25 protein-coding genes are annotated in these 23,661 nt (G+C 67.8%); 13 read left to right on the top strand and 12 right to left on the bottom strand.

What is annotated here, in order from left to right:
• The first annotated feature begins 21 nt into the window (after window positions 1-21).
• Window positions 22-396 carry a VOC family protein gene (locus ACFXHE_RS35080; protein WP_379388959.1) on the top strand — a complete coding sequence of 125 codons (375 nt, stop codon included), beginning with the start codon at window positions 22-24 and terminating at the stop codon, window positions 394-396.
• 131 nt (window positions 397-527) lie between these two features.
• On the opposite strand, the gene hsaA is transcribed toward ACFXHE_RS35080, so the two are convergent.
• Window positions 528-1,691 carry a 3-hydroxy-9,10-secoandrosta-1,3,5(10)-triene-9,17-dione monooxygenase oxygenase subunit gene (hsaA, locus tag ACFXHE_RS35085; protein ID WP_379388960.1) on the bottom strand — a complete coding sequence of 388 codons (1,164 nt, stop codon included), beginning with the start codon at window positions 1,689-1,691 and terminating at the stop codon, window positions 528-530.
• Between the two features lie 209 nt (window positions 1,692-1,900).
• Between hsaA and ACFXHE_RS35090 the strand changes: the two genes are divergently transcribed.
• The 3 genes from ACFXHE_RS35090 (at window position 1,901) to ACFXHE_RS35100 (ending at window position 5,085) form a co-directional block, all read left to right on the top strand.
• Window positions 1,901-3,088: a Rieske 2Fe-2S domain-containing protein gene (locus ACFXHE_RS35090; protein ID WP_379388961.1), complete on the top strand. Its 1,188-nt coding sequence runs from the start codon at window positions 1,901-1,903 to the stop codon at window positions 3,086-3,088.
• Window positions 3,089-3,220: 132 nt separating this feature from the next.
• Window positions 3,221-4,960, top strand: coding sequence for a cytochrome c oxidase subunit I (ctaD, locus tag ACFXHE_RS35095; protein ID WP_379388962.1), 1,740 nt, complete (start codon window positions 3,221-3,223; stop codon window positions 4,958-4,960).
• Window positions 4,957-5,085 (top strand): hypothetical protein, encoded by a 129-nt coding sequence (locus ACFXHE_RS35100; RefSeq protein WP_354844614.1) that lies wholly within the window; start codon window positions 4,957-4,959, stop codon window positions 5,083-5,085. The genes ctaD and ACFXHE_RS35100 overlap by 4 nt, the downstream gene beginning before the upstream one ends.
• A 110-nt stretch (window positions 5,086-5,195) precedes the next feature.
• Here ACFXHE_RS35100 and ACFXHE_RS35105 read toward each other — a convergent pair whose 3' ends face one another.
• The 4 genes from ACFXHE_RS35105 to ACFXHE_RS35120 form a co-directional block, all read right to left on the bottom strand.
• Complete coding sequence (locus ACFXHE_RS35105) at window positions 5,196-5,795, bottom strand: TetR/AcrR family transcriptional regulator (RefSeq protein ID WP_379388963.1); 600 nt, start codon at window positions 5,793-5,795, stop codon at window positions 5,196-5,198.
• Window positions 5,796-5,814: 19 nt separating this feature from the next.
• On the bottom strand, window positions 5,815-6,522 hold the full coding sequence (locus ACFXHE_RS35110) for an ABC transporter ATP-binding protein (protein WP_379388964.1): 708 nt from the start codon (window positions 6,520-6,522) through the stop codon (window positions 5,815-5,817).
• Window positions 6,519-7,640 carry an ABC transporter permease gene (locus tag ACFXHE_RS35115; protein ID WP_379388965.1) on the bottom strand — a complete coding sequence of 374 codons (1,122 nt, stop codon included), beginning with the start codon at window positions 7,638-7,640 and terminating at the stop codon, window positions 6,519-6,521. The genes ACFXHE_RS35110 and ACFXHE_RS35115 overlap by 4 nt, the downstream gene beginning before the upstream one ends.
• Before the next feature lie 85 nt (window positions 7,641-7,725).
• The gene (locus tag ACFXHE_RS35120) at window positions 7,726-8,259 is read right to left on the bottom strand and encodes a hypothetical protein (RefSeq protein WP_379388966.1); all 534 of its coding nucleotides are present in this window, start codon (window positions 8,257-8,259) and stop codon (window positions 7,726-7,728) included.
• A gap of 167 nt (window positions 8,260-8,426) precedes the next feature.
• On the opposite strand from ACFXHE_RS35120, the gene ACFXHE_RS35125 reads away from it, so the two are divergent.
• Entirely contained in the window at window positions 8,427-11,372 is a 2,946-nt protein-coding gene (locus ACFXHE_RS35125; RefSeq protein ID WP_379389056.1) for an AAA family ATPase, read from the top strand.
• 17 nt (window positions 11,373-11,389) lie between these two features.
• Here the strand turns inward: ACFXHE_RS35125 and ACFXHE_RS35130 are convergent, their stop codons facing one another.
• Window positions 11,390-11,731 carry a putative quinol monooxygenase gene (locus ACFXHE_RS35130; RefSeq protein WP_379388967.1) on the bottom strand — a complete coding sequence of 114 codons (342 nt, stop codon included), beginning with the start codon at window positions 11,729-11,731 and terminating at the stop codon, window positions 11,390-11,392.
• Window positions 11,732-11,792: 61 nt separating this feature from the next.
• On the opposite strand from ACFXHE_RS35130, the gene ACFXHE_RS35135 reads away from it, so the two are divergent.
• Window positions 11,793-12,188 (top strand): ArsR/SmtB family transcription factor, encoded by a 396-nt coding sequence (locus tag ACFXHE_RS35135; RefSeq protein WP_379388968.1) that lies wholly within the window; start codon window positions 11,793-11,795, stop codon window positions 12,186-12,188.
• Here ACFXHE_RS35135 and ACFXHE_RS35140 read toward each other — a convergent pair.
• On the bottom strand, window positions 12,147-13,310 hold the full coding sequence (locus tag ACFXHE_RS35140) for a lipase family protein (RefSeq protein WP_379389057.1): 1,164 nt from the start codon (window positions 13,308-13,310) through the stop codon (window positions 12,147-12,149). The two genes, ACFXHE_RS35135 and ACFXHE_RS35140, sit on opposite strands and share 42 nt — an antisense overlap.
• Before the next feature lie 262 nt (window positions 13,311-13,572).
• A complete protein-coding gene (locus tag ACFXHE_RS35145; protein ID WP_379388969.1) occupies window positions 13,573-14,055 on the bottom strand; it encodes a MarR family winged helix-turn-helix transcriptional regulator in 483 nt (160 codons plus the stop codon).
• A gap of 82 nt (window positions 14,056-14,137) precedes the next feature.
• Here ACFXHE_RS35145 and ACFXHE_RS35150 point away from each other — a divergent pair, with 82 nt between their 5' ends.
• Window positions 14,138-15,382, top strand: a complete 1,245-nt coding sequence (locus ACFXHE_RS35150) for an FAD-dependent oxidoreductase (RefSeq protein WP_379388970.1) — start codon at window positions 14,138-14,140, stop codon at window positions 15,380-15,382.
• Window positions 15,383-15,488: 106 nt separating this feature from the next.
• Here ACFXHE_RS35150 and ACFXHE_RS35155 read toward each other — a convergent pair whose 3' ends face one another.
• Window positions 15,489-16,229: an alpha/beta fold hydrolase gene (locus tag ACFXHE_RS35155; RefSeq protein WP_379388971.1), complete on the bottom strand. Its 741-nt coding sequence runs from the start codon at window positions 16,227-16,229 to the stop codon at window positions 15,489-15,491.
• A 62-nt stretch (window positions 16,230-16,291) separates the two neighbouring features.
• Between ACFXHE_RS35155 and ACFXHE_RS35160 the strand changes: the two genes are divergently transcribed.
• The gene (locus tag ACFXHE_RS35160) at window positions 16,292-16,711 is read left to right on the top strand and encodes a MarR family winged helix-turn-helix transcriptional regulator (protein WP_379388972.1); all 420 of its coding nucleotides are present in this window, start codon (window positions 16,292-16,294) and stop codon (window positions 16,709-16,711) included.
• Between the two features lie 37 nt (window positions 16,712-16,748).
• Here the strand turns inward: ACFXHE_RS35160 and ACFXHE_RS35165 are convergent, their stop codons facing one another.
• Window positions 16,749-16,961, bottom strand: a complete 213-nt coding sequence (locus tag ACFXHE_RS35165) for a hypothetical protein (protein WP_364624682.1) — start codon at window positions 16,959-16,961, stop codon at window positions 16,749-16,751.
• 70 nt (window positions 16,962-17,031) lie between these two features.
• Complete coding sequence (locus tag ACFXHE_RS35170) at window positions 17,032-17,679, bottom strand: TetR/AcrR family transcriptional regulator (protein WP_379388973.1); 648 nt, start codon at window positions 17,677-17,679, stop codon at window positions 17,032-17,034.
• A gap of 241 nt (window positions 17,680-17,920) precedes the next feature.
• On the opposite strand from ACFXHE_RS35170, the gene ACFXHE_RS35175 reads away from it, so the two are divergent.
• From ACFXHE_RS35175 to ACFXHE_RS35185, 3 genes are all read left to right on the top strand, one after another.
• A complete protein-coding gene (locus ACFXHE_RS35175) occupies window positions 17,921-19,105 on the top strand; it encodes an LLM class flavin-dependent oxidoreductase (RefSeq protein WP_379388974.1) in 1,185 nt (394 codons plus the stop codon).
• A 4-nt stretch (window positions 19,106-19,109) separates the two neighbouring features.
• A complete protein-coding gene (locus ACFXHE_RS35180; protein WP_379388975.1) occupies window positions 19,110-20,177 on the top strand; it encodes an alcohol dehydrogenase catalytic domain-containing protein in 1,068 nt (355 codons plus the stop codon).
• Window positions 20,178-20,416: 239 nt separating this feature from the next.
• Window positions 20,417-21,265 carry a ParA family protein gene (locus tag ACFXHE_RS35185; protein WP_379388976.1) on the top strand — a complete coding sequence of 283 codons (849 nt, stop codon included), beginning with the start codon at window positions 20,417-20,419 and terminating at the stop codon, window positions 21,263-21,265.
• Here the strand turns inward: ACFXHE_RS35185 and ACFXHE_RS35190 are convergent.
• Window positions 21,238-21,768 (bottom strand): hypothetical protein, encoded by a 531-nt coding sequence (locus ACFXHE_RS35190; RefSeq protein WP_379388977.1) that lies wholly within the window; start codon window positions 21,766-21,768, stop codon window positions 21,238-21,240. The genes ACFXHE_RS35185 and ACFXHE_RS35190 overlap by 28 nt on opposite strands.
• Before the next feature lie 112 nt (window positions 21,769-21,880).
• Here ACFXHE_RS35190 and ACFXHE_RS35195 point away from each other — a divergent pair, with 112 nt between their 5' ends.
• Window positions 21,881-22,645, top strand: a complete 765-nt coding sequence (locus tag ACFXHE_RS35195) for an ATP-binding cassette domain-containing protein (protein WP_379388978.1) — start codon at window positions 21,881-21,883, stop codon at window positions 22,643-22,645.
• The gene (locus tag ACFXHE_RS35200; protein ID WP_379388979.1) at window positions 22,642-23,625 is read left to right on the top strand and encodes an ABC transporter permease; all 984 of its coding nucleotides are present in this window, start codon (window positions 22,642-22,644) and stop codon (window positions 23,623-23,625) included. Before ACFXHE_RS35195 ends, ACFXHE_RS35200 begins: the two co-directional genes overlap by 4 nt.
• Window positions 23,626-23,661: the final 36 nt, after the last annotated feature.

Raw genomic sequence — 23,661 nt, forward strand, 5'->3', positions numbered from 1 at the left:
AAATATCGAAATGAGATTGCCGTGACGGTCCTCAGCACCCTGGCCCGCGTCTACGTCGACGATCTGGACGCCGCATTGCCCACGTTCACCGCGCTCACCGGTGAGCAGCCCCGGCTTCGCTTCACCTACCGCGAGCTGGAACTGGCCGGCATCGGCGCCTACCTGCTCATCGCCGGAACCCCGGAAGCCCTTGCCCCCTACCGGGAAACACACGCCACCGCGATCGTGGACGACCTGGACGAGGTGCTCACGATCATCACCACCCTCGGCGGCGACATCCTCGACGGCCCGAACGACGTACCCACCGGCCGCAATCTGACGGTGCGGCACCCCGGCGGCGCACGCATCGAATACGTCGAATTCGACACGGCCAAGATCGAATCCGTCGCGAGCTGACGACGGCAGGCCCCGCTGCGGCGATCAGGCACCGGCGCGGGCGGTGGCCAGGATGGCGCCGATGGCGGGGCGCGCGGGTCCTTCGCTTGGCGGGCGGGGCCTGATCCGGAACCCGCCGCCGCCCGATCCGACTACACCATGGTGTCCCCCACCGGGAGACCGAAAGCATGGTTCCCGTACATGACGTAGGCACGTTCGGGGTCGTTGGCCGCGTGGACGCGTCCGGCATGGGCATCGCGCCAGAGGCGTTGCAGCGGGGTGTCGTCGGCGAGGGCGCCGGCCCCGGCGGCCTCGAAGAGCCGGTCGATGGCGGCGATGGCGCGGGCGGTGGCGCGGACCTGGTCGCGGCGGGCGCGGGCGCGCAGGGCGAACGGGATCTCCCCGCCGTCCCGGAGCCGGGCGTACTCGTCGGCGACATTGCCGGACAACTGCCGCCACGCGGCATCGATGTCGCTGGCGGATTCGGCGATGCGGATCTTGCCGAAGGGGTCGTCCTTGGCGTGCTCGCCGGCGTACGCGGCCCGGATCCGCTTGCCCTGATGCTCGACGTGGGCCGCGTAGGCGCCGTAAGCCATGCCGACGATCGGCGTGGCGATCGTGGTGGGATGGATTGTCCCCCAGGGCATTTTGTAGACCGGCTCCGAATTTTGCTGCAGCCCGGGCGATGTCAGCGAGTTCATGACGCTGAAGCTCAGGAAGCGGTGCCGCGGGACGAAGACGTTCTCGACGACAACCGTATTGGATCCGGTGCCACGCAGACCGACCACGTTCCAGACGTCGTCGACGGAGTAGTCGCTGCGCGGGATGAGGAAGGAGCCGAAGTCGACAGGCTTGCCGTTCTCGAGCACCGGCCCGCCGACGAAGACCCAGTCGGCGTGATCCACCCCGGAAGACCACGCCCACGAACCGCTGACCAGATAGCCACCGTCCACCACGGCACCGGCGCCCATCGGCGCATACGACGAGGCGATCCGCGCGTCGCTGTCGTGGCCCCAGACATCGTCCTGCGCACGCTGATCGAACAGCGCCAGGTGCCAGTTGTGAATCCCCAGGATCCCTGCCACCCAGCCGGTGGATCCACAGGCGCTCGCGAGGGTGCGCACGGTGTCGTAGAAGACCACCGGATCTGCGGCGCATCCGCCCCATTGCCGCGGCTGCATCAGGGTGAAGAATCCCGCCTCCCGCAGGTCCTCGATCGACTCGTCGGGAATGCGCCGCAACGTCTCGGTCCGCTGGGCGCGCTCGCGCAGGGTCGGCGCCAAAGCCTCGACGCGCGCGGTGATTTCACGGGTCATCTCGCCGGGTTCTCCTGACCGGTCGGGTGGCGATCGCACATTCTCCGCCACATATCTAGAACACGTTCCAGTCACTATTGAGCAGCTCGAGGTCCGCGACAAGCGGACGGAAATCCCTAAAAGAAGAGTCTTTCGACCATTTTCTGGATGCCCTCACCGATCGGAAGCTGACACAGATCTGAAACTGGTTCTAGACCTAGGAGGGTGCGATGGCGACATCACGCGGGTTCGGCAGAAAGATCCGGGACATCGACGTGGGCACGATGCCGACCCGCTATGCCCGCGGCTGGCACTGCCTGGGCCTGGCGGACGCGTTCCGGGACGGGAAACCCCACTCGGTCAATGCCTTCGGCACCAAGCTGGCCGTCTGGGCCGACGATACCGGCGGACTGCGGGTGCTGGACGCCTACTGCCGCCACCTCGGCGGCGACCTGTCGACGGGCACGGTCAAGGACGGCCGGATCGCCTGCCCGTTCCACGACTGGCGCTGGGACGGCGACGGCCGCTGCACCGGCATTCCCTACGCGCGCCGGATACCCCCGCTGGCCCGCACCCGCGCGTGGACCACGCTCGAGCGCAACGGCCAGCTCTTCGTCTGGCACGACCACGAGGGCAACCCGCCACCGGACGAGGTCACCATCCCGACCATCCGGGGACCGTACACCGACGCCGAAGGCAACCCCGCGGCAACGCTTTCCCCCGACTGGACCCCGTGGACCTGGCGCTCGATCCTCATCGAGGGCTCCAACTGCCGCGAGATCATCGACAACATCGTGGACATGGCCCACTTCTTCTACATCCACTACGCGTTCCCAACATTTTTCAAGAACGTCTTCGAGGGCCATGTCGCGACGCAGTACCTCGAGACCAAGGGCCGCCCGGACGTCGGCATGGCGACCAAGTACCGCGGAGACACACTGCTGAAATCGGAGGCCTCGTACTTCGGGCCCGCCTACATGATCAATCCACTGCTCCACGTCTACGGCGGTTTCGAGGTCCGCAGCGTCCTGGTCAACTGCCACTACCCGGTCACCCAGGACTCCTTCGTCCTGCAGTACGGCATCACGCTGGAGAGACCCACGGGCGTACCGGCGGACACCGCGAACCGCCTGGCGGACAGGATGACCGAGGGCATCGGCGAGGGCTTCCTGCAGGACGTGGAGATCTGGAAGCACAAGTCCAAGATCGAGAACCCACTGCTCTGCGACGAGGACGGCCCGGTCTACCAGCTGCGCCGCTGGTACGAGCAGTTCTATGTCGACGTCGCCGACATCGATCCGAAATCGGTGCGGCGCTTCGAGTTCGAAGTCGACACCTCGCGGGCCAACGAGGTCTGGGAGCTCGAGGTCGCCGAGAACCTGCGCCGGCGCGATGTGATCCCGGCCACCGCACCCTAGCCCAGTTCGAGGACGATCTCGGTTCGAAGGTCACCGGCGGCACGGCCCAAGGTCCCCGATCGCTCGTCGAAGGTCATCGGCCCGGCCCGCGGGTATTCACCGGCAACCCCGCGGCTCACTACCGTCCGCAGGGTGACCGCCCTTTCCCCGAAAACCCCGCTGGTACCCGAGACCACGCGACCCCATCCCGTGCGGCACGCACCGAAGGGGTCGTTCCTCTACAAGATGGTCACCACGACCGACCCGAAGGTGCTGGGACAGATGTACCTGGTGACCTCGATGGTGTTCTTCATGATCGCCGGGCTGATGGCGTTGATCATGCGTGCGGAGCTGGCGCAGCCGGGCATGCAGTTCCTGTCGCCGGAACAGTTCAATCAGCTGTTCACCATGCACGGCACGATCATGCTGCTGTTCTACGCGACCGCCATCATCTTCGGATTCGCGAATATCCTGCTGCCCTTGCAGATCGGCGCGCCCGATGTCGCGTTTCCGCGGCTCAATGCATTCAGCTACTGGTTGTATCTGTTCGGCGCGACCATGGCGACCGCAGGCTTCGTCACCCCGGGCGGTGCGGCCGATTTCGGCTGGACCGCGTATGTGCCGCTGTCGGACATCATCCACTCCCCCGGTGTCGGCGCGGACCTGTGGATCCTGGGGGTGGGCGTCTCGGGCCTGGGAACCATTCTGGGCGCGGTCAATATGCTCACCACCGTCGTATGCCTGCGCTGCCCGGGCATGACCATGTTCCGGCTGCCCATCTTCACCTGGAACGTCGTCGTCGCGAGTTTCCTTGTGCTGCTGGTGTTTCCGCTGCTGACCGCGGCCGCCCTGGCGCTGTACTACGACCGGCACCTCGGCGGGCACATCTACGATCCGGCCAGCGGCGGAACCATGCTGTTCCAGCATCTCTTCTGGTACTTCGGGCACCCCGAGGTGTACGTGATCGCGCTGCCGTTCTTCGGCATCGTGTCGGAGATCTTCCCGGTGTTCAGCCGCAAACCGCTGTTCGGCTACACCGGCATGGTCTACGCGACACTCGGCATCGCGGCGCTGTCCATCGCGGTGTGGGCGCACCACATGTATGCCACGGGAGCCGTTCTGCTGCCGTACTTCTCGTTCATGACCTTCCTCATCGCGGTGCCGACCGGTGTGAAGTTCTTCAACTGGATCGGCACCATGTGGAAGGGGCAGCTCACCTTCGAGAGCCCGATGCTGTTCTCGCTGGGCTTCCTGGTGACCTTCCTGTTCGGCGGCCTGTCCGGCGTCATCCTGGCCTCACCGCCACTCGATTTCCATTTGTCCGACACCTATTTCGTGGTCGCGCACTTCCACTACACCCTGTTCGGCACGGTCGTGTTCGCCACTTTCGCGGGCATCTACTTCTGGTTCCCCAAGATCACCGGCCGCATGCTCGACGAACGCCTCGCGAAGTGGCACTTCTGGACCACGTTCCTCGGTTTCCATCTGACGTTCCTGGCCCAGCACTGGCTCGGCAACATGGGCATGCCGCGGCGCTACGCCGACTACCTGCCCTCCGACGGCTTCACCCTGCTGAACCAGGTCTCCACCATCGGCGCCTTCCTGCTCGGCGCGTCGATGCTGCCGTTCCTGTGGAACGTCTTCAAGTCCTACCGCTACGGCGAGATCGTGACCGTCGACGACCCGTGGGGCTACGGCAATTCGCTGGAGTGGGCCACCAGTTGCCCACCGCCACGGCACAACTTCTACGAGCTCCCGCGCATCCGCTCCGAGCGCCCCGCCTTCGAACTCCACTACCCGCACATGATCGACCGCATGCGCGCCGAGGCTCACGTCGGCTGGGGCGCGACCGCCCATCATGTCACCGAGACCACGCCCGTGGAGGCGAAATGACCAGGCCCCAGCAACTCTCGACCTTCCGGATTCCCCGCCTGCCCTACGGCGTCCTGGTCATGCTGACCGGATTGACGCTGATCGGTGGCCTGATCCTGCTGACCCACCTCGCCCAGGGTCGCTGACCCCCGATCGTGCGGACGCTGACTCCCCTTGCAGCCGTTCGCACTCCGGTGAGGCCGCGCCCCCGCCCGCACGGCCTCACCGGGCCTTTCGCGAGCTTCCCGCTTGCGGTTCAGCGCCGCCCGGCCGCGCTCGGCGACAGCGCCGAAAGGTAGGGCGCGACCAATTCCGTTGCGGCCGTGACAGTCCGGTCGGCGTCCTGGCCACTTTCGAGCATGCGCGAAGCCGCATGCACGATGCCGTCGATGAGTCCGGCGGTGGCGGCCGGGTCGGCCGCACCGGCCGTCTCGAGCGCGCCGATCAGCGGGGTGCGGAGTTCGTCGTGCAATTCGCGGCTGTAGGCGGCGATATCGTCGTCGATGATCGTGGTGAGCACGCGGGCAAGCGCATGCTCACCGCTCGCGACCAATTCCAGGTTGGCGCGGACGTATTCGAGAACCTGATCGGCCGGGCCGGACGCGGCCGCCATCCGTTCCGCCACCCGCCGCGCCCACTGCGGGAAGGTGTCGGCCAGCAGCTCGGCGAGCAACTGGTCGCGGGAGGAGAAGTACTGGTAGATGCTCGGGCGGGCGAGCCCGGCGCGCGCCGCCACCTCGGTGAGAGTGGGCGGGCGGGCCGGGTCCTCGGTGAGGATGGCGCGCGCGGCGTCGAGCAGGGCGCGGCGTTGCGCCTCGCGATGTTCGGCGAGCGTGGCGGCTTGGATCCTCGGCACCTGATCTCCTCGTAGGGGGTTACCCGCTCAGTCTCCCATCCACCAGGGTGAGCACCCGATCGCAGTGGCCGAGGATGTCGTGATCGTGGGTGACCATGATGGTGGCCACCTTCCGCTCGCGGGTCTGCCGGGCCAGCAGCTCGATCACCTCGTGGCTGCGGGCGCGATCCAGCGCCGCGGTGGGCTCGTCCACCAGCAGCAGCGTCGGGTCGGTCGCGAGCGCGCGGGCGATGCCGACGCGCTGGCGTTCCCCGCCGGAGAGCTGATGCGGCCGCCGCCCCGCCTTCGCGGCCATTCCGACGGCGGTGAGCAGGGCACCCGGATCCGCTGGGCCGCTCGAAGCTGGTGCGGTGCCGCGCTTCCGCCCGCCGGTGCGATCGTGCAGCCGCACCTGGTCGCGGGCGGTCAGCGCGGGAATCAGATTCCCGGTCTGGAACACGAACCCGATGTGCTCGCGGCGGAATCGCGCCAACTGCCGCCGGGACAGGGTCGTCATCTCGGTGCCGTGCACCAGCACCTGCCCGGTGTCGGGCCGGGCCAGCCCGCCCGCGACCGCGAGCAGCGTGGATTTGCCCGATCCGGACGGTCCCACGACGGCCAGCAGCTCGCCCGCCCGCACGCTCAGGTCGATGCGGTCCAGGGCCGCCACGGCCCGGTCGCCGCTGCCGAAGGTCAGCGAGACATCGCTGAGCGAGATGCCCTGGCGGACAATCGATTCGACGGTCATCGCTGTGCCCCCAGAGCCTCGAGCGGGTCGACCCGCGTGACGCGCAACGTGGTCAGCACCGCACCCAGCATGCCCATCACGATCAGCAGTGCCGCACCGACCGCGACCGCGCCGGGTTCGAGCGCGAAGGGCATGCCGCCGACGAACCGGCTGCCGCCCACTCCCACGCCGACCCCGGCGGCCGTCGCGGTGACGAGCACGATGGCGGCCTGGATCAGGCTGTCGCGCAACAGATATCCGGTGGAGACACCCAGCGCCCGCAGCACCGCCAGCTCGTGGGTGCGCTGCACCGTCCAGACCATGAAGAACGCGCCGACCACCAGGGCCGAGATGGCGTATAGGAAGACCCGAATCAGGGTCATGGTCGACATTTCGGCCGAGTAGCCGGGAGAAGCATCGAATGAGGCCGACAGCGTCATGGCGTGCGTGCCCGCGGCGCGATCCCCCGCCGCCAGATCGATGCCGCCGGGCCGCGCGCGCAGCGCCACGGCATTGGCCTCGTGATAGATCTCCGGCCGGGCGATGTCGCCGGGCCGCAGTCCGGCGTGGATCTCCTGCCAGAGTCGCAGCGGCACATAGGCGACGTTCACGTGCCCGAAGGTGCGCTGTTCGGCGGCCGCGCCGACGACCCGCAGGGTGGTGCCGATGCGGTCGATGATCACCACATCGCCGATGCGGACGCCCTTGTCGAGGGTGGTCGGGCTGACCACGATGCCGTCCGGCGCCCCGAGCCCGGACCCCTCTGCCGGGCTCGGGGCCAGAAACGACCCCGGCTCGACCCCGAACAGCGCGAGATCGATCGCGACCCCGGCGCCGGTCTTCGCATTGACCAGCGTGTTTCCGAACAGCGCCGCATCGGCGACATCGCCGCGCCCGCGCCAGGCCGCGACCTGTCCGTCGTCGACCGTGCTGCGGGTGAAGGCCGATTCCGTTTCCGTCTTCGGCGCGAAGGCGAAGGCGTCCACGGGCATGGCCTTCAATCCCGAGACACCGTCGTCGACCAGGCCCGACGACAGGCCCGCCAACATCACGATGAGCACCGCGATCAGGGCGACGACCGCGGCCATCAACCCGAATCTCGCTCGCGCGAACCACAGTTCGCGCACCGCCAGGAACATCCGAACTCCCTTGTCCTGCGCCGGGCACTTTTACCGACGCACCGTCGGGATGTTACCGACAGTGCGTCGGGAAAATCTGAGGGGGTCACACCTTCTTCAGACAGAAGGTGGTCCGGGGTTCGGCCAGGGTGATGACGCTGTCCGCGTCCTCGCCGCACAGGGATTCGTCGGATTGGCCGTCGATGCGGGTCAGGACCTGAAAGCTGGCGTTGGAGGTGCCGCATTCGGCGTACTGGTATCCGGTCAGCATGCTCTCGTGATAGCAGGCGCCCTGCTTGAAATTCGGGGCCAGGCACAGATATGCCATGGACATGCCATTGAGGGTTTCCTCGTACGAGGTGTAGTCGGCAGCGCAATCGGTTTTGCTGCTGTAGACCTTGGCGACCTGGTACACCGCCTTCGGGGAACCGCAGTCGACCGGCGCGGTTTTGGAATCGATCATCGAGCCTTCGATGACATCGATACAGTCGCCGACCTTCGACCGACCGGTATCGGATTTGCCCGCGTCCTTGACTACATCGGCGCCCTTCTGGACGGCGGAACACCCCGCCAGGGCCAGGGCCGCAATGGCCAGGATCACGGGGACCAGCCGCCGCGCACTCGACGAAATCCTCTGCATGTGAAGCTACGTACCTCTCCCACTCGCCAATCGATCGAACCCGGACTACCCAACCCGTTTCCGCACGCCACAGCATCCGTGAAACCACGGGATCGGGGCGGCGGCCGGGAGGCGAGAGTGCCGAGTTAGGCTCGCCTGAAGGCCGTTCACTCGGAAAGGAGTGCGCGATCCAGCCATTCGTCGGCCGCACCCGCGAACTCGCCACCCTGAACGCGGCCTGCCACGCTCCCGGTGGAGACGGCGTATTCCTGGTGGAGGGCCCGGCCGGAATAGGAAAATCGCGGCTGCTTTCGGAATTCGCGAACGGGCTCGAGCCGGGCCGATGGCGGACGGTCGCCATCGCGGGCACCGAATACGATCAGCCCACACCGCACTATCTCGTACGCGATATCGCGGATCGGCTGGGCGGCACGGAAAACGAAATCGGGACCGATACCCGGGACTCGGCCCGATGGATTCGGCAGCGGCTCGAAGCCACGCCGACGCTGCTCATCATCGACGATGCGCATTGGGCCGATGCCGCCTCGATGCGGATGCTGGCCCTGCTGATTCGGCAGCGGCCGGAATCGGCTCGCATTGTGCTGGCCTATCGCGAAGGGCAATTTCCGGAATCGCTCGGATCCGCGCTGCGCGCACCGGGTGTCGCGAGCGAGCACCTCGCGGTGCCGCCGCTGTCCGATGCCGACGCGAGAGCGCTGCTGCCGGAGCTGCCGGCGGGCCGGTGCACGCAGGTGGTGGCGGCGGCGCACGGCAATCCGCTGTATCTGCGACTGCTCGCCGAACTCACCCCGGCCGATTTCGACGCCACGATTCGAGCCGAGGATCCGGCCGCGGCACCGGCGGATCAGACCGCACTGGACCGGACCATCCGGGCCGAACTGGCACACCTGCCCGCCCGGGAGCGGCTGGTCGCGCAGGCGATCGGGGTGTGCGGCGGCACCGATGACGTGGAACTGCTCTGCGGCACGGCCGAAGTCGCACCGGCAGAGCTGCGCGAGGCGATCGACGATCTCACGCGGCGCGGCTGGGTCAGCGTCACCACCGGCCTGGTGAGCTTCCGCCATCCGCTGGTTCGCGCGGCGGCGTACCGGCTGGCCGGGCACGGGTGGCGGGCGGCCGCGCACACTCGCGCGGCACAGGTGCTCCGCGCCAAGGACGCACCCGTCCTCGCCCGGGCCCGCCACCTGGAACACGCCCTCGGTCGCGACGAGCTCGCGGCGGCCGAATTGCTCTGCGCCGCCGAGCAGGCCCTCGGCACCGATCCGGCCGCCAGTGCCCGTTGGATCGCCGCGGCCCTCGACGCCCTGCCGGATTCGGGTGGGCGCGCCGATGTTCCGGCCCGCGTCCTGCTCGGCCGAGCGCTGCTGCTGTCGGGATCCGCGGAATCCGCGCGCGAGACCCTCGAACCCCTGCTGCCGGGCACTGCGGGCGATCCCACCCCCGAGCAGGTCGAAGCGGTTCTCCTCTATGCCCGCTGCGAACGGATCCTCGGGCGCGTGGACAGCGCTCGAAACCTGTTGACCCGGCTGGTCGATCGGCCCGGCAGTCACGAACACGGGCCCGCCCGGCTGGAATTGGCCATCCTGGAGATCCAGGACAACCGCGACGCCGAGGGCGCGGAACGAGTCCGGCAGCTGTTCACCTCCGAAGCCCTGCACGACCCCGCCATGCGCGCGGCCGGGGTGACACTGCGGAGCATGGGCCGGCTCAATGGCCTCGACCTGCGCGCCGCCGAAGCCGACTACCGCGTCGCGGAGCGGGAATTCGCGCAGCTCACCGACACTCAGCTACTCGACGGCATCCACGCCGTCTCCGCCCTCGGCTGGATGGCGTACTTCCTCGACGACCAGCGCACCGGCCTCACCCACATCGAGCGCGCCATCCGCGTCAGCCGCCGCCGCGGCCGCAGCTTCATCCTCCCCGAACTCCTGACGGTACAGGCCTACTCGCTGGCCAAACTGGGACGCTACGCGGACGCCCTCGCCGCCGCCGATGACGCCGTCGAAACCGCCGAACTCTACGCCTACCCAGGTATCGCCCCACTGGCCGGAGCCCTCAAACTCCGTGTCCTGGAAGCAACTTCGCCGCGCGCAGACGTCATCCAATGCTGGCGAGACCTCAACGCCCTCCCCCGCCCCGCCGTCCGCTGGTGGCGCGGCGCAGTCGAAGCAGCCCTCCTGGAGCTGGCCGCCCGCCTCAACCTGGATGATGTGCCCACCCAACAACCGAGCCCCCGCGCAGGCACAGCTACAGCAGCCGAAGATTCGAACCTGCCCCCCGGTTCGCCGGGACCACAACCGGGAGACCCGCCCCGAGGCGACCGCGCACACCGGATGCAGGCGACCGAGGCACTATCGGGATACGCGTCCGAGAGCGGTCGAGCACCGCGTTGGTCTGCGACCGAGTCACCGTCCGGAGAATCAACTCCGGGCGACCGAGCACGGCCTGGACTGGCGGTGCCACTACAAGACGGCACAGCAGACGGCGGCCGCTTGCACCCGATGCGAGCGGCCGAGCTCTCTGTCGCGTGCCTGAGCGCCGTCGATCGAGGTGACCTCGACGCGGCCGAAACCCTGCTGGCCCAGGCTGAGGATGTGGCCGAGCGCCTGGGCTTACCCGGCGCACTGGCTGCGGCAGCCCGGGCGCGGGCCGGATACCTCTGCGCCCGTGGGGATCTCACCTCCGCCGAACGTGCCGCCGAAGACTCCTCCGAAGCGTACGCACGGGCCGACATGCCGGTGTTCCGCGCGCAGGCCCTGTTGGTGGCGGCGCAGATTGCCGGGCAGCGCGGCGATTTCACCACCGCCACCGCCCGAATTGCCGCCGCCCGCGCCGAATTCGCGGCAGCCGGAGCCACGGAACTGCAACGCGCCGCGACGGCCGTCCAACGTCGGCTCGCAGGACATCGAACGGTCTCCGGAGCGACAAAGCTGAGCGAGCGGGAACGCGAGGTCGCCGAGTTGGCCGCCAAGGGCCTCGCCAACAAGGAGATCGCGGCCCAGCTCTACCTGAGCCCCCGCACCATCGAGGATCACCTCGGCCGCATCCTGCGCAAACTCGGTTTGACCAGCCGCGCCGGAATCGCTTCTCGGCTGGCCGAATTGGCCGATTGACCGGCAGATCGCGCGGGTCAGGCTGGGATCGGGTGGGGGTAGGGGCTTTGCATCGAGAGGTAGCGGATTTCGAGGTCGCGTTCGAGGTAGTCCATGCGGTGCTGCCAGAAGTCGCGCATGTGTGGGAGTTCGAGGTGGCGGTCGAGGTCGGCCTTCGAGCGCCAGACCTCGTAGAACACGAAGGTCGAGGGGGCGGCGGCGTCTTCGTGGAAGTGGTATTCGAGCGCGCCGGCTTCCGCACGGGTCGGTGCGACGAACGAGAGGAGCAGCTCTCGGAGTTCGTCCGCGCGTTCGGGTTTGGGGTGGGCCAGGCCCATCAGCGCGAAGGGGGTCCGATTATTAGGTACGAGATCTGCCATACCTCCGGACGCTAACCGGACGTGAGGTACGATGCAAGTCGTACCTAAAGGAGGTGGGCGGATGGCCGACGATGAGCCGGAGCTCGAGGACATGGAGCTCGGCGCGGTGCTGGCGGCCCTCGCCGACCGGCATCGCCTGGAGGTCGTCCTGGCCCTCCTCGCCGATGCCGACGGCGCGGAACGGCATTGCAGTTCGTTCGGGCTCCCGGTATCGAAAGCCACTCGGACACACCATTTCCGAGCGCTGCGCCAGGCCGGGCTGATCCGTCAGGTCGACCGCGGCAACAGCAATATGGCCCAGCTGCGCCGAGCCGATCTGACGCAGCGTTTCCCCGGCCTGGTCGAACTGCTCACCGCCGAGAACGCACGCCGCGCCGCCACGAACCAGCGCCCGCTATCCGAGCAGGTGGTCAATCTATCCGCAGCTCACCGGGACCGGATCCCCGCGGAAACGTGATTCCACATAGTTCCACGCGTCGGCGAATCCGGCGACGGCCGTGGTCATGTGCTCGGCGATATCGAAGGGCCGGAACACCAGCGGCACACCGGCCTTGCAGTACCGGTCGGCGACCTCGGCGACCGGATCGAAGAAGGTGAGCGTGTCGAACCGCCCCTGCCAGAAGTAGGTCGGGACCGCCGGCGTGCCCGGGAAGTAGCGCAGGCTGTTCTCCCGCAGCACCGCATGCGCCTCCGGGCTGTCCATCAGGCTCTTGGACGCTGCCATCTGGTCGGCGTTGCGGAAGGCGCCGTGGAACAGCAGGAAGCGACGGCAGGCGTCGTGGGTGAATTCGCGGAACCAGAGCCCATTTTCATTGAGCTGATCCGAGATCGGCAGGCGGTTCGGGTATTCGCGCTCCAGGCCCATGGCCGCCGCGAAGGCCAGGCCGAAGCCCGGGTGCGGCTCGAAGCCGAGCGAGAGCGCCATCTGCTCGAGATCGGCCGGAATGCCCCCGGCCACAACGGCATCGAGCTTCAGGTCCGGCGCGTACTCGCGATGCAGGGCAGCGGCCCAGGCGGTCGCCATGCCGCCGCCGGAATACCCGGCCAGGGCGACGGGCGACTTCCCGAGTCCCAGTTCGGTGGCCTTGCGGACCGCCTTCACGCTGTCCAGGGTCACCATGCCGCTGAGCTTGGCCGCGCCGTAGGCGACATTCGGCCCCAGATAGTCGGGCAGCGAGATGGCCCAGCCGCGCCCGATCGGCAGCATGGCGCCCACGCCGTCCTGCAACTCTCCGTTGAACAGCGAGCGCGACGGATTGCATTGCGCGCCCAGGGAGTTGATGAGCGCCTGATACGACACCAGCGGCGGGTTCGAGACCCCCACCGGGAGCAGCACCGTGGTCATGCCGAGGATCGGCTGGCCCTGGGAGTTGGTGCTACGGAAGGCCACCTGCCAGCCCTCGGTGCCCACGTACAGCCCGGTATCGATCTTGCGCGTCCGGACCACGTCACCGGGCGCGAGCGCACCCAGATCGGCCGGCGGACCGTAGAACGGATCGGGATCCTGCGTGGGATACAGGGGTTGAGCCGACACGGGGGCGGCGCCTACCGCCCCCACGGTCAGGATGCTCAGAGCCAGGACCACAGCCCTGACGGACACTGCGAACAACGACGTCCCTCACACTTCAGTCGTTCTCATCTCGCTCCCGACCGCGCGCGAAAGAACGATCGACCAATAAAGCAATGGATTGGCATTCGGCACGGCCGAGCCTGTGAACCGGAAGAGCATGCGCCAGCAAGCCTCTCGCGAATCGTACAGTGACGATACAGCTAACTAACCAGAGCGTCCAGTTATTCGGACAATTCCGGCACGAACTGTCAGTGCCGATCACTGCCCTCGACTACGAACCCCGAACCGCCTTGGGCAGGGCCGAGATTCGCTCGCGGTGGCGTTGCTGGAGTTCGCGGCTGCGAGTGAGGAAGTCGAGGATGGTGCGCAGCTCCGTAGCCGACGAGCCCGCCATCTCGGCCGCGCCCTCCTCGGCGATGGGCCCGTATATCTCCCAGGCCCGGGCCATGGTCGCCGGGGTGATGCGGACCAGCACCTTGCGCCGGTCGCCCGGTTCCGGCTCCCGGGTGACATGACCGAGTTTGGCGAGCCGATCCAGCATCGTCGTGACACTGCCACTGGTCAGACCCAATTCGGCCGCCAGTGCGCCCGGCGTCGACTCACCCCGGACCAGCACCTCGAGACAGCGCAGGTCGGTGCGATTGACGCCGAGCACGGTCGCGGCGGCCTGGTCGACATCGTCGACGGCCGCCTGCAACGCCTGGGACTCCCGCCCGACCCGGGCACGCAACTCGTCCAGATTTTCTCTTGACATTCAAACCTCTTGATCGTCAAACTATCTATATCTTGATAACCAAGATACATCACGCTCAAGAGAGTTCAGAGGGAGACACGACATGAAGAAGGCACTGGTCATCGGCGGCGGCATCGCCGGTCCGGTCACCGCGATGGCACTGCAGCAGGCCGGTTGGGAAGCGGTCGTCTACGAGGCCTACGCGGACACGGCCGCCGGGCAGATCGGCGCATATCTGACGGTCGCGGTGAACGGCCTGTCCGCGCTGGCCGAGATCGACGCCCACCACATCGTCATGGACACCGGCCACGCCACCGACACGCTGAGCTTCTACACCAGCGCAGGCAAGCACATCACCGATATGCCCATCGGCGGCACGCTGCCCGACGGCACGGTGACCCACAGCGTGAAGCGGCGCGACCTGTACCGGGCACTCAATGCCGAAGCCGCACGGCGCGGTATCCGGTACGAGTTCGGCAAGCGACTCGTCGACGCGGAACCGAAGGCCACGGGCGGCGTCGTCGCCACCTTCGCCGACGGCAGCCGGGCCGAGGCCGACCTGCTCGTCGGCGCGGACGGCATCCACTCCCGCACCCGGGAGATCATCGACCCGAATGCGCCGAAGGCCCACTACCTGGGCATCTACGGCCTGGGCGGATTCGTCACCGACCCGGCCCTGGTTCACGAACTCGGTTTGCGGCCGGGCGTTTACAGCATGATCTTCGGCAAGAAGGCCTTCTTCGGTTATCTGGTCGCACCCGGCGGCGAGATCTGGTGGTTCGCGAACATGCCCGGCGCACAGGAACTTTCGAAGCAGACAGTGGCATCCACGGCGCCCGCGCAGTGGCGCGACCAGCTGGCGCGGATGCTGGCGGCCGACCGGGGCCCCGCGGCCGCCATCGTCGCCGCGACCCCCGACGCCACCTTCGTCACCGGCTTCAACCAGTACGACATGCCGTCGGTCCCCACCTGGCACAACGACCGCATGGTCATCATCGGCGATGCCGCCCACGCGGTGGCCTCATCCTCGGGCCAGGGCGTCTCCATGGCCGTCGAGGACGCGGTGACCCTGGCCATCTGCCTGCGCGATCTGCCCGAGACCGCCACCGCCCTGGCCGAATTCGAGCACCGCCGCCGTGAGCGGGTCGAGCGGGTGGTCGCGCACGGCGCCGAAACCAGCGGCGACAAGGCCCAGAGCGGCCTGGCCCGCTTCCTCGTCCGCCAATTGACGCCGTTCTTCCTGAAGAAGGCCGCCAAGCAGGGCGTCGGCTCGCTGAACTGGATGTTCGACCACCGGATCAGCTGGTCCGGCGAATCAGCCGACCAGCCGGTCCGCCCGAGCGCCTAGTCCGGGCCGCGCAGTCGCCGTCCATGCCGGCCCGTCGTGCGATCACCCCGAATCGCCCCGCCGGCAACGAGATTCGCCGACACGAGCACGCCCCGACTGCGGGGCGTCAGGCGCTTGCCCGGAGCTGGCGTAGGTAGGCGTCGAGGTGGGCGAACGTTGCCCGCGGCTGTTCCAGGTGCGGGAGATGGCCTGCGGCGGTGATGATTTCGAGGCGAGCGTCGGGGAATGCATCGGCGTAGGCGGCCGCGTAGGCGGAGGTGGCGATGCCGTCGCTTTCACCCCAGAGGAGCAGGGTCGGCAAGGACACCTCGGGCAACCGGGCGGCCAGCTCGGGATCGTGCATGTAGGGGTCGCCGGCGTAGTGGCGCAGTGCGGCCATGTTCGCCGCACGTACGGCCGATTGTTCAGGGGTCGGCTCGGGAGCATTCGACAGGGCTCGGGCCGGGTCGTGCCATGAGTACCGCGCGACCTGTTCGGGGGTCAGCGCGAAGATGTCGCGGATCGGCGCACCATCGACGCGGATGCCGACGGCGTCGATGAGCACCAGGCCCGCAAGGCGATTCGCGGTATCCCGGACCGCCATCTCGGCGGCGATCCAGCCGCCGATCGAGGATCCGACGACGACCACCTCGCGAAGGTCCCGTTCATGCAGCAGCCGCAGGTACAACTCGGCGACGTCGCCGATGGTGTTCACCTCGGCGGGGCGCGAGGTCCCGTCCCAGCCCGGATGGGTCGGAGTCAGGACATGGGCGGTCTTCGCCAGATGCGCGGCGATGGTGGCCACGCTGCCCGGCCCCGCGCCACCGTGCAATACGAGAATGTCCGCGCCGGTACCCGATTCACTCATGGTCGCTCCTTGACTAAACATGTTGATATAAACAAGCTTAGTCAGCCTGATAGCCTGTGTCCATGGCAGGTGATTTGCAGGCCCTGGGACGAGCCATCAAGCAGGCGCAGTATCGCCACCACCGCGCACTCGACAGCAGGCTCACCACCGTGGGCACCACGCTGGCGCAATGGGATGCGCTGCGTGCCATCGACCGCGAACCGGGATCGTCGGCGCGAGCCTTGGCGGAGGAGACATTTCAGAGCGAGCAGGCCTTCGGCACGCTGGCCAACCGGCTCGCCACGCGCGGGCTCATCGAACGCACGCCCGGCCGCGGCCGCCTCATCGAGCACCGTTTGACCGCCGAGGGGCGACGCACGCTCGCGGCCGGAAACGCGATCGCCGACAGTGTCCTGGCGGAATCCTTCGCGGAACTGTCGGCCGCGGAGCGCAAGACGCTGCAGGCACTACTGCAGCGAGTGGGCCCCGGCTCCCGGGCCTGACGCCCCCGATCGGATTGCGGGACAGCCGAATCCGCGCTCAGCTGGCGAGAGTGTCCGGGGCGTCGGCGACTTCCGGGAAGCGGCGGCGCAGGCCGTCGAGCTGGCGCTGGACCGCGGTCAGGTCGGCCTGGGCTCGGGTCTGAGCTTCGGGGCGCGAGACGTATTGCAGCTCGCGGGTCAGCATGTCGGCGTGGCTCTGGAGCTCTCGGGCCAGGACACGAGCCTGAGCGAGTTCGGGATCTTCGGGCATCGGCAACCGCCTTCGAGCTGGGAGTGGGCGAAGTATGTCATGTTTCGTCCACTTGTGCGCCACCGGCGATTCAGCGGCCGGTTCCGCCCAGCAAACGGTCGAGGCCGCCGATGAGAAAGACGACCTGGTCTTCGTAGAGAGCGGCCAGTTCCTCGGCAGGAGGTGGAGTGGCGCCGGGATGCCATTCGTCCGCGCGGCTCAGGGCTTGCAGGAAACCCATGAGCGAGATCGCCCAGCGGGCTTCCAGGCGATTGGGATCCGAGTGCGGGAAGGCCCGGCGGAGCTGAACGTGCAGCTGATCGGGGAGGTCCTGCTCGGCGGCGGTGAGGGCGGGATGGGAGAGCAGGGAGAGCTGGGTGACGATCTTGATCCAGCGCATGCCGCGGGTCCGGTGCTGTAGCAGCAGGTCTCGATAGGGCTCGGTGACCGCGCGGACCAGGGTCTCGGCGGTGGGCGGTTCGGCGCGGCCGGCAAGCACGTCGGCATTGGCGCGAATGCGGTCGCGGACGGTCGCGCCGAGATCGAGCAGCACGGCGGCGATCAGGTCGTCCTTGGTGCCGAAGTGGTAGTTGACCGAGGAGGGGCCGAGGCCGGCCGCGGCGTTCACCGCGCGCACCGAGACCGCGTCCACGCCGTGGGCGGCGAACAGACGCTCGGCGGTTTTCACCAGCCGGGTGCGGGTCGCATTGCCCTGGCGGTTCTGCATGGGGACGGTCACGGCATGAGCTTGGCACATCGGAGGCGCGGGGCCGGCATCGCGAGGCCCGAGAATGGTTCGACAATCCGATTTCGGCACAGCACAGCGCTCATTATCGACGTTGAATCAGCTTCGCTACCTGCGTTTTCAAATCATGCCCACTCACCGGGACAGCCGAACTTATGGATCAGTTGATCCAGGTTTACTCGGGGAACCGCACCCGGCGACGAAGCCCGGGGCACTGGGTGAAGGAGATCCATCCGTGTGGACCGCTGAATCGATGAAATTCGGGGCCTTCCTGGCTCCGTACCACCCCCTCGACGCCGACCCGGCCCTACAGCTGCGTCGCGACATCGATCTCATGGAACACCTCGACCACCTCGGCTTCGACGAGGCGTGGATGGGCGAGCACCACTCGACCGGAGCCGAGATCGTGCCCGCGCCCGACGTTTTCATCGCCGCGGCCGCCGAACGCACCGAGCGGCTGCGCTTCGGCACCGGCGTGGTGTCGCTGCCGTATCACCATCCGCTGGTCACCGTCGACCGCATCACCCAGCTGGACCTGCAGACTCGCGGCCGCCTGATCTTCGGCACCGGCCCCGGCAAGATCCCGCTCGACGCGCACATGATGGGCATCAATCCGTCGGATCAGCGCCGCCGCCAGGGCGAGGCGCTCGACGCCATCCTCGCACTGCTGCGCGGCGAGGTGGTGAACATGACCACCGACTGGTTCACCCTGCGCGACGCCCGCGCCCAGCTGCCGACCTACGATCCGGCCGGCATCGAGGTCGCCACCGCCTCCACCATCTCCCCCAACGGCTCGGTGCTGGCCGGTACGCACGGGCTGTCGCTGCTGTCACTGGCGGCCAGCTCCCCCATGGGTTTCGAAGTGCTGGACCGCAATTGGGGCGTCTACGAGAAGGTGTGCGCCGAGCACGGGCACACCGCGGACCGGTCGCGGTGGCGGCTGGTCAATCCGATCTTCCTGGCCGAGACCCGCGCCGACGCCGAGCGCGCGGTGAGCCGCCGCATCGGCTCGATGGCCGCGTACGTGAACCGGCAGACCGGCGAGCAGCCGGCGTGGGCGGACACGCCCAGGGGCATCATCGATCAGTGGCGCAATGACAACCTCGGCGAATTCGGGCAGGCCATCATCGGCACGCCGGACGAGGCGATCGCGCGCATCGAGAAGCTCATCGAGAAGACCGGCGGGTTCGGCACCATGCTGGTCCTGCACGTGGACATGGCGAGCTGGGAGGACACCAAGCGCAGCTACGAGCTGTTCGCCTCGGAGGTGATCCCGCACTTCAAGAATCGCAACCGCCGCCGCGAGGAAAGCCTGCAGTACGCGCAGGACAACCGGGAGCTGCTGATCGGGCAGCTGGTCACCGCGATCACCAAGGCACACACCGACTACTACGGCGAGACCGCCGCGACGGGAGCGTGATCCCATGCGCGCCACACAGTTTCTGAACGGGCAGTTCTCCCCCGCCGAGGTGGCCGAGCCGCCCGCACCGGGTCCGGGGCAGTTGCGGATCGCGGTGGCCGCGTGCGGTATCTGCGGCAGCGATCTGTCCATGTCGAAGGATCCGTGCCGGTTCGTGCAGGTGGCAGCGGACAGCGGGTATCCGCTGGCCACCTTCGACACCGAGCGACCGGTCGTGCTCGGGCACGAGTATGCCGGGACCGTCACCGAAATCGGTGCCGGGGTCACGGATTTCGCGGTCGGCGACCGCGTCGCGGGGATCGGGCTCGCGACCGAGGCGGCGACCGGCATTCCGACGATCATCGGGTACTCGAACGACTATCACGGGGCGTTCGGCGAGAGCATCGTGGTGGACGCGTTCTGGGTGCGGCACGTGCCCGAGGGGCTGTCGCTCGAGCATGCGACGCTGGCCGAGCCGCTGCACGTCGGCGAGATGCACGTGCAGCAATCCGGTCTCACCGCCGAGGATTCGGCGCTGGTCATCGGCTGCGGGACCATCGGGCTGGGCGCGATCATCGCGGCCAAGGCGCACGGGGCGCGGCTGGTGGTGGCTTCGGAGCCTTCGCCCAAGCGGCGGGAGCTCGCGCGGGCCGTCGGTGCGGACATCGTGGTGGATCCGAACGAGCAGGATCCGATCGAGGCGTGGATGACGGCGGTCGCGCAGGGCGACAGCGTGGTGGGCCAGTCGGGCACGGGCATTCTCATCGCCTATGAATGCAGCGGGCGCGCAGGAATTATCGGCACGCTCATGCGGACCATGCCGTTCAACTCGCGAATCCAGGTGCTGGCCGCGCCGTTCGCGGACGAGCCGATCATTCCGGTGGTCGGGCAGTTCCGGCGGATCGCGGTCAATTTCGGGCACGGTCCCTACGAGAACGCCTACGACATCACACTGGAGCGACTGGCGTCCGGGGCGATCGACGCGGAGGCGCTGATCACCGGGCGGGTCGGGCTGGACGGGGTGGCGGATGCCTTCACGGCGCTGCGGAATCCTGAAGAGCACGTGAAGATCCTGGTGCTGCCGGATCACTGACGGTGATATGCCCGGTTTATCCGGGTTCGGTGTGGCGGGCGGCGTGGTCCAGTGCCCGGCGACCCGCCACACCAGCGTTGGGCTAATGACCAGCATGTGTCGGGCTCCACCGTTGTCCGACATGCTGGTTCATTGCCCGGATTGTGAAAATCACTGGTAGATCGTCGCATTTGCCGATGTGCGAAAGGACTCCGGAGCGGGTCCGACCGATCCGCCACGTGACGGGTTAGGCTGGCGAAATGTCGGCAAACATTGCTGTTGAGGAGGCCGGGGCGACCGGAGGCGAAGCCCAGGTGATTGCGCTGTGCAATCAGAAGGGCGGCGTCGGTAAGACCACCTCGACGGTCAATCTGGGTGCCGCGCTTGCCGAGTGCGGGCTGCGCGTGCTGCTGGTGGACCTCGATCCGCAGGGGGCGCTGTCGGCGGCCCTGGGCGTCGCACACCATGATCTCGAACTCACCGTCTACGACCTGCTGAGCCGGTCGGCGCCGCCGATCGACGACGTGCTGATCAAGACCGGCGTCACGAACCTGCATCTACTGCCCAGCAATATCGATCTGTCGGCGGCGGAGATCCAGCTCGTCAACGAGGTGGGCCGAGAGCATTCGATGCGCCGGGTGCTCGATCCGATCCGGGATCGCTACGACTACATCCTCATCGACTGCCAGCCGTCGCTGAGCCTGCTGACCGTGAACGCGCTCGCCTGCGCGGACGGGGTCATCATTCCCATGGAGTGCGAGTTCTTCTCGCTGCGCGGGCTGGCGCTGCTCAACGACACCATGGAGAAGGTGCGCGAACGGCTCAATCCGCGGCTCGAGCTGTCGGGCATCGTGGTCACCATGTTCGATCCGCGGCTGCTGCACTGCCGGCAGGTGCGGGACCGGGTGGCGGAGACGTTCAAGGCGGAGCTGTACGACACGGTGATCTCGCGGACGGTGCGGTTCCCGGACTCCACCATCGCAGGTGAACCGCTCACCACATGGGCACCGAAATCCCGTGGTGCGGAACAGTATCGGGATTTGGCGCGGGAGTTCCTGAAGCGTTCGGGGCGGCCGATGGGTCAGCTCGCGATGTCCACGATGCAGTAGCCCTGGGTCGCGGCGCGCAGGGTGAAGGTGAGCACGGTGGTGACGGCGGAGGAATTCGTCACCGGGACGGTCACGGCCGCGCCGGTGTCGCCGGTGCGGGCTGTCATCCGGTCGGCGTCGAAGGCTGTTGTACCGGTGAGCCTTCCGGGATTGTTGGCCAGGGTCGAGCCCGCGCAGACGAGGGGGTACCTGCCCTCGGTGTCATCGGGCTGGAGCGGCTGCCCGATCCAGCGGGACAGGTAGCGGCGGACCGTGTAACGGGCGTCGTCCTCGGTGAGAGCGGGCTGGGCGGGAGCGGATTGCGTCGGCGTGGTTGTCACCGGCGCGGGGATGGTCGTGGCCGCCTGCGAGGTGGTGCCCAGCGTGTCGAGTGAACCGGTCGGCACAGGGCGCGCTTTCTCGGAGGAGTGCGCGGTGTGCGGAGTCTGTACACAGCCGAAGGCCAGCGTGCACAGCGCCACAGCGGGAAGCACCTTCAACGCGCGGAATCCAAGGCGGGTCACCGATCCCACGATAGCGGTGTTTTCCATATCCGCCCCGACGCGACGAGATCATCAGTACGCTCGGTGAGCGGACCGGACGTCCGCTCAGTCGATGTCGCCGGGGTGATCGCCGATGCCAGCCGTGGTATTGGAAGCCGAAGGGCTTCAGAAGCGGTACGGCGGTGTGGAGGCCTTGCGTGGGGCCGGTTTCCAGGTCGGTGCGGGCGAAGTGGTGGCACTGATCGGCGACAATGGCGCCGGGAAATCCACACTGGTGAAATGCCTTTCGGGGGCCGAGCAACCCGACGGCGGGCGGATTCTGCTGGACGGCATGCCCGTTCGGATGGCGTCGCCGACCGCGGCGCGACGACTCGGGGTGGAGACGGTCTACCAGGATCTGGCCGTCGCCCCCGACCTCGATCCCGCCGCCAATCTTTTCCTCGGGCGCGAGTTGCTCCGCAAGGGGCTGCCCGGGCGGCTCGGGATGCTCGATCGCGAGGCCATGAGAATGCAAGCGGCCGAGCACTTTCAACGGCTCGGTGTCGTGCTGCCCAGTGCGGATGTGCCGATCGGGTCGCTGTCGGGCGGGCAGCGGCAGACGGTCGCCGTGGCGCGGGCGGTGATGTGGGCCAGCCGGGTCGTCTTCATGGACGAGCCGACCGCGGCGCTGGGCGTGGTGCAGCGGGAGCGAGTGCTGGATGTCATTCGCCGCGTGCGCGATCAAGGCATTGGGGTGGTGCTGATCAGCCACAATATGCCCGAGGTGCTGGCCGTCGCCGATCGTATCGAGGTGCTGCGGCTGGGGCAGCGGGTCGCCCGCTTCACCGCCGCCGACGCCACGCTGGAGCAATTGGTGGGAGCCATGACCGGCGCGCTGACCACGGAGGATCAGTCATGAGGCGGCTGGCCGGGACCGGCACGTTGTGGATCGGCTGCGTGCTGGTCGTGCTGTACGCCGCGTTCAGCATTGTGCGGCCGGACGCCTTTCCGACGCGATTCACGCTGCAGACCTTGCTGATCGAGACGTCGGTGCTGCTGGTGCTGTCGATCGGGATGACATTCGTGATCGTCACCGCGGGCATCGATCTGTCGGTGGGGATGGTGCTGATCTTCTCCGGCGTGCTCGCGGCCAAGACCATGGAGTGGCTCAGTCCGGGCGAGGATGCGACGCACGCGGGCTGGGGCATCATTCTGCTCGGGCTGCTGATATCGCTGGCGGGCGGGGCGCTCTGGGGGCTGGTGAACGGAATTCTGGTGGCCAAGGCCAAGATTCCGCCATTGATCGTGACGCTCGGGTCGTTCGGTGCGGCGCTGGGGGCGGCGCAGTTGATCACCGGCGGGGTCGACACCCGCACGGTTCCCGGGAAGCTGCGTGACTCGCTGGGTTTCGGCACCATGCTGGGCGGGATTCCGGATCTGGTGCTGGTGGCGGTCGCGGTGACGGCGGTCGGCGCCTGGCTGCTGCACACCACTCGGTTCGGGCGGTACACGTTTGCGATCGGTTCCAGCGCGGAGGCTGCGCGGCGGGCCGGGATCGGGGTCACGCGGCATCTGATCCTGGTGTATCTCATGGCCGGAATGCTGTCGGGCCTGGCCGGTTTCATGAATTTGGCATATTTCGGGACCACCACGATCGCGGGCCACGGGACCGACAATCTCGATGCCATCGCGGGGGTGGTGATCGGCGGGACCAGTCTGTTCGGCGGGGTGGGGTCGGTGCTCGGCACCGTGATCGGGGTGTTCATCCCGTCGGTTTTGCGCAAGGGCTTCGTCATCGCGGGGGTGCCGGTGTTCTGGCAGCCCATCGCGGTGAGCGTCGTGCTCGTGGCGGCCGTGTGGTTCGACCAGATCCGCAGGCGGTCCCGGGACCGGAAATAACACAACGCAGTTCGAAGGTGAGGGCCTGATGATGAG

The organism is Nocardia sp. NPDC059229, from assembly GCF_042754165.1.
Lineage (GTDB): Bacteria > Actinomycetota > Actinomycetes > Mycobacteriales > Mycobacteriaceae > Nocardia.

Bases quoted from the DNA above. Each gene is read 5' to 3' on its own strand.
- hsaA (WP_379388960.1), bottom strand. From the start codon at position 1,691: ATGACCCGTGAAATCACCGCGCGCGTCGAGGCTTTGGCGCCGACCCTG.
- ACFXHE_RS35090 (WP_379388961.1), top strand. From the start codon at position 1,901: ATGGCGACATCACGCGGGTTCGGCAGAAAGATCCGGGACATCGACGTG.
- ACFXHE_RS35100 (WP_354844614.1), top strand. From the start codon at position 4,957: ATGACCAGGCCCCAGCAACTCTCGACCTTCCGGATTCCCCGCCTGCCC.
- ACFXHE_RS35110 (WP_379388964.1), bottom strand. From the start codon at position 6,522: ATGACCGTCGAATCGATTGTCCGCCAGGGCATCTCGCTCAGCGATGTC.
- ACFXHE_RS35115 (WP_379388965.1), bottom strand. From the start codon at position 7,640: ATGTTCCTGGCGGTGCGCGAACTGTGGTTCGCGCGAGCGAGATTCGGG.
- ACFXHE_RS35120 (WP_379388966.1), bottom strand. From the start codon at position 8,259: ATGCAGAGGATTTCGTCGAGTGCGCGGCGGCTGGTCCCCGTGATCCTG.
- ACFXHE_RS35130 (WP_379388967.1), bottom strand. From the start codon at position 11,731: ATGGCAGATCTCGTACCTAATAATCGGACCCCCTTCGCGCTGATGGGC.
- ACFXHE_RS35135 (WP_379388968.1), top strand. From the start codon at position 11,793: ATGGCCGACGATGAGCCGGAGCTCGAGGACATGGAGCTCGGCGCGGTG.
- ACFXHE_RS35145 (WP_379388969.1), bottom strand. From the start codon at position 14,055: ATGTCAAGAGAAAATCTGGACGAGTTGCGTGCCCGGGTCGGGCGGGAG.
- ACFXHE_RS35150 (WP_379388970.1), top strand. From the start codon at position 14,138: ATGAAGAAGGCACTGGTCATCGGCGGCGGCATCGCCGGTCCGGTCACC.
- ACFXHE_RS35155 (WP_379388971.1), bottom strand. From the start codon at position 16,229: ATGAGTGAATCGGGTACCGGCGCGGACATTCTCGTATTGCACGGTGGC.
- ACFXHE_RS35160 (WP_379388972.1), top strand. From the start codon at position 16,292: ATGGCAGGTGATTTGCAGGCCCTGGGACGAGCCATCAAGCAGGCGCAG.
- ACFXHE_RS35165 (WP_364624682.1), bottom strand. From the start codon at position 16,961: ATGCCCGAAGATCCCGAACTCGCTCAGGCTCGTGTCCTGGCCCGAGAG.
- ACFXHE_RS35180 (WP_379388975.1), top strand. From the start codon at position 19,110: ATGCGCGCCACACAGTTTCTGAACGGGCAGTTCTCCCCCGCCGAGGTG.
- ACFXHE_RS35185 (WP_379388976.1), top strand. From the start codon at position 20,417: ATGTCGGCAAACATTGCTGTTGAGGAGGCCGGGGCGACCGGAGGCGAA.
- ACFXHE_RS35195 (WP_379388978.1), top strand. From the start codon at position 21,881: ATGCCAGCCGTGGTATTGGAAGCCGAAGGGCTTCAGAAGCGGTACGGC.
- ACFXHE_RS35200 (WP_379388979.1), top strand. From the start codon at position 22,642: ATGAGGCGGCTGGCCGGGACCGGCACGTTGTGGATCGGCTGCGTGCTG.